This window comes from Glutamicibacter sp. JC586 (genome assembly GCF_009805585.1).
Classification (GTDB): Bacteria; Actinomycetota; Actinomycetes; order Actinomycetales; family Micrococcaceae; genus Glutamicibacter.
Window position 1 is genome coordinate 776,989 of record NZ_VHIN01000010.1, and the last position, 6,000, is coordinate 782,988.

The window sequence follows — 6,000 nt, forward strand, 5'->3', positions numbered from 1 at the left end:
GAATTTCAGTCTGCGACAGCGAGAACTACGAGTCCAGCAGTGTGCGGCCTATGATCAGGCGCATGATTTCGTTACTGCCTTCAAGGATCTGATGCACGCGCAGGTCGCGGGCTATTTTCTCCAGACCATATTCGGCTAGGTAGCCGTATCCACCGTGGAGCTGGATGGCCGTATTGGCTGCGTTAAACCCTGCATCGGTAGCCAGTCGTTTAGCCATGGCACACAGTTTCACCGCGTTCGGCGCTCCAGCATCCAAGGCGGCGGCTGCCCGCCACAATAAGGTACGCGCCGCTTCAAGTTCGGTTTCCATATCGGCCAGTTTGAAGACTAAGGATTGCTGGTTGGTCAACGGGCCGCCGAAAGCTTCACGTTCTTTGAGGTAAGCAATCGACTTCTCCAGCGCCTTCTGTCCGCCACCCAAGGAGCAGGCGCCAATGTTCAGGCGTCCGCCGTTGAGCCCTTTCATAGCAAAACCGAACCCGTCACCCTCATTGCCCAGGATATTGCGGGCGGGCACGCGCACGTTATCCATGATGACCTGACGGGTAGGCTGAGCATTCCAGCCCATCTTCTTTTCATTAGGCCCAAAAGATAGTCCGGGCGTTTCTGCCGGAACGAGGATGGCAGAGATGCCCCGGGCACCGGTATCTGCGGTGCGAGCCATGACAATGTACGCAGCGGATGCCCCGGCGCCTGATATAAATTGCTTCACACCGTTCAGTACGTAGTCATCACCATCGCGCACGGCGCGAGTGCGCAGAGCCGCCGCATCAGATCCGACTCCAGGTTCGGTGAGGCAGTAACTGCCGAGCGACTTCATGGTGGTGAGTTGTGGAATCCATTCTTCACGAAGCTCTAAAGACCCAAAGGTATCGATCATCCAAACGACCATGTTGTGGATGGAGATGTAGGCGGAGATGGTGGGATCCGCCTTAGCCAGCTCCTCAAAAATCAGTACCGCGTCACTGCGGGTGAGTCCCGATCCACCAAATTCTTCCTTGGCGTAGATACCGCCCATTCCAAGTTCGCCTGCTTGCGCCAGAACGTCGATTGGAAAGTGTTTGTTTTCGTCCCAGCTCGCTGCATTAGGTTCCAATGCAGTGGAGGCGAAGTCTCGGACCATGTCTACTAGTGCGCGCTGGTCCTCGGATATTTCAAACATGCTCAGCCCTTTTTCGGAGTAGTTTAGGCTCAAATATAGTTGGACATCCTACTAATTACTAGGTCTTCCAAGTAAATACTTTTAGCTCTTCGCTTCAGCCGCGACGAGTATTCTCAATGAACGAAATATTCGCTGCCCTTTCGCCAACGCGCTGCAAGAATTCTTGGGAAGAATCGTGTCCAGAATCTCGACGCGACAGGTGCAAGGAGGCATCGGATCACATGCGCTCAACTACAGATCAGCCTGAGCAGCGAACCAACTCCGCGTGGATCATTATCGTGGCTTCCGGAGTCATCGCCGGCCTGCACATCTGGAAGCTCTCCCCTGCACTAGGTGTCATCCGAGACGAACTAGGCTTTTCAATCATTTTCTCGGGTGTACTTCTGGGCGTCGTTCAAGCAGCCGGCATGCTCGGCGGCTTAGCCGTGTCATTGCTCGCTGAAGTTCTGTCTCAACGACGGACCTTGATCCTCGGACTTTGCTTACTGATCCTGGGCAGTGCCTTGGGTTCTTTCTCGCCGAACTCCTACATCCTGCTGGCCACACGAATGATCGAAGGTGCCGGAGTCATCATGGCCACCGTGATGGGGCCAGGTTTGGTCAAACGCCACGCGCCGCCTAGTAACGTCAACATGGCAGTGGGCTGGTGGGCTGCCTACATGGGGCTGGCTACTTTTATTGGCGTCTTTTCTACGTCCTTAGCCCTGCAGCATATCTCGTGGCAACTCTGGTGGGGACTGTTGGCGTTATTCACGGCGCTACCCATTCCACTGATCTACAAATACGTTCCGCCCGATACCCCATCGGGTCCTTCAGCTTTGTGCCCGGCGCTTTCTCGCATCCTCACCACAGCCCGCTCCGGTCGAGTGTGGGTGAGCGGCCTAATTTTTGGGTGTTATACGGTGCAATGGATGGCCGTGGTGGGGTTCCTGCCCACAATTTATGCCGAGTTCGGGCTGTCGCCGGTTACTGATGGTTTAGCCTCGGCCGCCGTTGGTGGGTTGAACGCGGTGGGCGCCATCATTTGTGGGACGTTACTGCATCGAGGATTCAACGGGCAAAATCTTCTTTTCTCCGGTTTTGCCCTGATGGCTTTAGCAGCCGTCGCGACGTTCGCCTTCGACTACCCAACAAGCTTGATGTGGATGCAGATCGCTAGCGTTGGGATGTTTTCCTTATGCGGGGCCGCGATCCCCACGACGGTGACTCGGATCGTCGTTGATCTTGTACCGGCTGGTGGTTCCGCGCCTGCGGCCATGGGCCTGGCCCAACAGATTTTTAACATCGGCAATTTCACCGGCCCCATGCTGTTGGCTGGCGTGGTCTCATATACCGGCGGGTGGAATGCAGCATGGTGGATGGCGGTGTTCTTTTCTTTGATCGGCACGCTACTGACCATAGTTCTGGCGCGGAAAAATTCACCTTTCGCCTCGCGCCACCAGGGTTCCGTAGATTCTGCGTGACCTCAGAGTCCGGACAGCAATTCGTTCAGGTAACGGTATCAAGGACACTGTGTGCTCGGAGGCTTTAACTCTCAAAGCCCGATGCTTTTGCGGTGATACCCGTAACCGAATATTTCCGCTGTACTCACGCAGTGCAAACGGAAGAGGGACTTCTTCACCTGATTTGTATAGGTCCGCGACGGTGTTCTGCACGAGGTCACGAATCCCCGTTAGGGCAGCTTGTGGTGATCCAGCAAGCCATGACAAAGATGGGAACTGCGCAACGGTGGCAACGAATTCATCATCCTCAGCGGACCATGCGACGCTGTACTTGTATTAAGTTGCCAGGACTAGATCACCTGCAAGCATCTTTAGCTCCCCATTTTCTCTATAGCGGCCAGTACCTGCTTCACTTGGTAGGGCTTAGCGAAACCACCCCTGTTTTGAATGTTGATGCGAGGATCACCCTCCCACGGAATTTGAAAAACAAGGTGACTTCCCGCGGTTGCACGCAGTGGTCCAATCAACGCGGTGCAAACTTTGGTTAGTTCTGAGAAGCGGATGTTCTTGGGATTGCTCCTGCTCTTGAACACTATGCCGTCTATTGAAGGCATCGCAGAATGGTTCCATTATTGGCACCAATTTGGCAAGGGTAGATCTTCTCTCGGTAGTTCATGCAGGAACCATACGATCGGGGTGGGCCGTTGAGTCGGCACGCATAACGCGTTGTGAACAACCGGTCATAAGGATCATGGGAATACCAACCAGATGACTGAAAAGATGGGAATCCTGTCCTAGCGGAACAAGTCTAGGTAAGCCAGCGAGTATCCGACTCGGTAATCACTGGCCGGTTCGCTGGCGACCAGTTCACGATCGGATCGTGCCACCTCTACTTGGTCTGTCACGATGCCATCAACGGGCAAAGACAGCAGTTTGCGAATCGTGGACTCATCATTGACGGTCCAGACGTAGACTTCTTGATCCCTCGAATGAGCTTGTTCCAAAAGATCCGGGCGGAACGACGCTTGCTCTATCGTGTAAAAATCGCAGTTCACGGCCGGCAACTGCCCCACACTCATGGCCACAGTCAGACCCACCCGAAGCTCCGGACGCAGGCGCTTAATTTCACTGACCGCGTGGGCGTCGAGCGAATGGTAGATATTGCTTGTTGCTGTGCCCGCAGAATCAATATCCTTGAGGAACTCCTGCAGGTACCCCTTGGGCTCATGCCCGGTGACCTTGAGCTCTACAAGCACCGGGATTCCGAGCTTCTTCGCGTGCTTTAGATACTGACTCATGGTCGGGATGCGGTCAGTGAATCCCCCCTCACGCACTGTCACCTTCTGAACTTCTTTTAGGGTCATATCGAAGATATTTCGGTTGACCCCGGAGACCATGAACAGGTTGCTGTCGTGGCTGGCGACAAAGTGTCCGTCCTTGGTCAGCTGGAAGTCCGCTTCAACATAATCAGCATGGTGCTCGGCAGCAGCGTCGAGGGCACCTAGGGTGTTTTCGACGCCGCCTGCAGAATATCCGCGATGAGCAAGCACGAGTGTATTTTCCGCTCCCGTGGTGATCTTGCCCGATACGGGAGAGACATACAGACTGACCGACACCGCAACCACAAACGCGAGTGTTCCTAGGATTACGCGGGTCGCTTTAACTTTGAAAGTGCGGGCGCGAAGTGAGCGCTCCTCGTAAACCGAGGGTAGCCCCAACCGGTCTCGGCTCAGTGCCACCAAAATTTGCAGTGCAACGACTGTAGCAGCACCAATAATCAGGAATCCGAGCGTATGCCCGACTCCAATGCACAGGCTTGCCACAATGGCGGCGCCTTCTCGACTCATCAAGCCGGTAGCCAGCTCTGGAATCCAGGTGAGAACTTCCACCATAATCGAGGCACCCAGCGCCGCGATTCCAAGTGGCAACCCCACCAATAGGAGATACCGGAAAAAGTTCTTGTGAGTCGCTTTCATGCTGTTACCCAGCGCAGCCAGTGGCCTTTTCTCCCCGATGACCATCAGTGGAAGAGTCAGAATCAGCCGCAGGTTCAGCCAGAGAATGGCTACGATGATCAAAGAATAAATCCCGGTACTGATCGGGACTTTGAGGTACTCACGAGTGATAAAGGGAGGAATGCCCACGCCCTGAATCAATACCGAAGACAGTCCCAGCCCACCTAGAGGAAGCGCGAGGAAAAAGTAAATCATCATCGCCACCGAGGGGTAGCGCAATAACTTCCCCAAGGCCGCCAAGGTATCGAAGAACATCTCCCGAAGGCTCGGCGGCCTCCCTGATTGCTGGCGGTTAACCATCACGATCAGGGAAAAGAACTGCAATCCGACCGCAGCCAAGGCGATGATGGCGATCGCTAACAACAAGAGGACCGAGATCGGGTGAGTCAGCAATACCGTGAATGTTCGGTCGGTGACGTTCACGAGGTCGCTGGCTTCGAGGGCCAGATTGAAGAGGTACCTAATCGCAGGCATGACGCCGAGGCCATTGATCAGCTGAATGATGCTGATCACCGCGAGATAATAGAAAACTCTCGCGTGACTCAGTCGCCAAATCCGATGAAGGAAACTCAGAATTTCTGAGTAGCGTGGCACGGCGTGGCCCGTGGAGGGGTGCAACCGAGCGGAATGACCTTGGCCAGCTGGCCCAAATTTCATTCGCTTATTCACTGCTCAATGTCCCGTTCTGATCTACGAAAACCCAAAGAAGGCTAACTGCCATCTTATCGCCAGAGCTAAACAGTCGCTGTGGACAGGGTCTCAGAATCCCTTGGAACTCGCGGTGTTCAGTATCAGCACCGTAATCGAAAGCACTGCGCGCAAGAGGTTTACTTACCGAGAAAATGGTGGAGTGTTTACTGGCTCTTCCCAGATGACGGTGTAGGTCGGCCGGGCGCGTCGGTCCGCAGATAGGCGTCGAGAACTCCCGACGACGGAGGTTCCTACGCCATCCATCCGAAAGACCTCGACGTGTCCGACGCTACCCCGCCGGCCGGCTTCGGCCGCCCTGACCTAACCGCCTTCGCGGCTCATCCCAATCGGGTCTGCTGACCCTCTCGGCGAGAACCCAGCGACATCACAGCCACCCAACCTCGACCGTCCAGGAAGCCGGGGCGCGTCACATGGGCTGTGCTGCGGGCGTGTCGAGTGGGTAGTCCAGGGGCGACGCAGGAGCGTCGACGCGACGTGCTGAGAGGTGGTTCCAACCGAGCGCTAGGACACAAGCTACAGGCATGGCGATAGGTCAGGAACGGCGTCGCTCCCTGCGCAGGAGGGAGCGCAGAGTCTCGGCGTTTGCGTAGCCGACCCGTAGCGCGATCTCGGCGGAGGTGAGGTCCGTGGTTGCTGAGAGGTGCCGAGCTCGTTCGATGCGAAGCCGTTG

Annotated in this window: 4 protein-coding genes and 1 pseudogene; 1 reads left to right on the forward strand and 4 read right to left on the reverse strand. The window is 55.5% G+C overall.

The annotated features are described in order from the left end of the window. Positions 1-25: 25 nt before the first annotated feature. A complete protein-coding gene (locus tag FJV47_RS11565) occupies positions 26-1,162 on the reverse strand; it encodes an acyl-CoA dehydrogenase family protein (protein ID WP_159613066.1) in 1,137 nt (378 codons plus the stop codon). Positions 1,163-1,383: 221 nt separating this feature from the next. On the opposite strand from FJV47_RS11565, the gene FJV47_RS11570 reads away from it, so the two are divergent. Next, positions 1,384-2,625, forward strand: a complete 1,242-nt coding sequence (locus tag FJV47_RS11570) for a CynX/NimT family MFS transporter (RefSeq protein ID WP_159613068.1) — start codon at positions 1,384-1,386, stop codon at positions 2,623-2,625. On the opposite strand, the gene FJV47_RS16785 is transcribed toward FJV47_RS11570, so the two are convergent. From FJV47_RS16785 to FJV47_RS11585, 3 genes and pseudogenes are all read right to left on the reverse strand, one after another. Further along, entirely contained in the window at positions 2,581-2,817 is a 237-nt protein-coding gene (locus tag FJV47_RS16785; RefSeq protein ID WP_370515039.1) for a toxin-antitoxin system HicB family antitoxin, read from the reverse strand. The two genes, FJV47_RS11570 and FJV47_RS16785, sit on opposite strands and share 45 nt — an antisense overlap. A 581-nt stretch (positions 2,818-3,398) precedes the next feature. Next, positions 3,399-5,276, reverse strand: a complete 1,878-nt coding sequence (locus FJV47_RS11580; RefSeq protein ID WP_255475097.1) for a glycerophosphoryl diester phosphodiesterase membrane domain-containing protein — start codon at positions 5,274-5,276, stop codon at positions 3,399-3,401. 586 nt (positions 5,277-5,862) lie between these two features. After that, a pseudogene (locus FJV47_RS11585) lies at positions 5,863-6,000 on the reverse strand (AraC family transcriptional regulator); the annotation flags it as partial.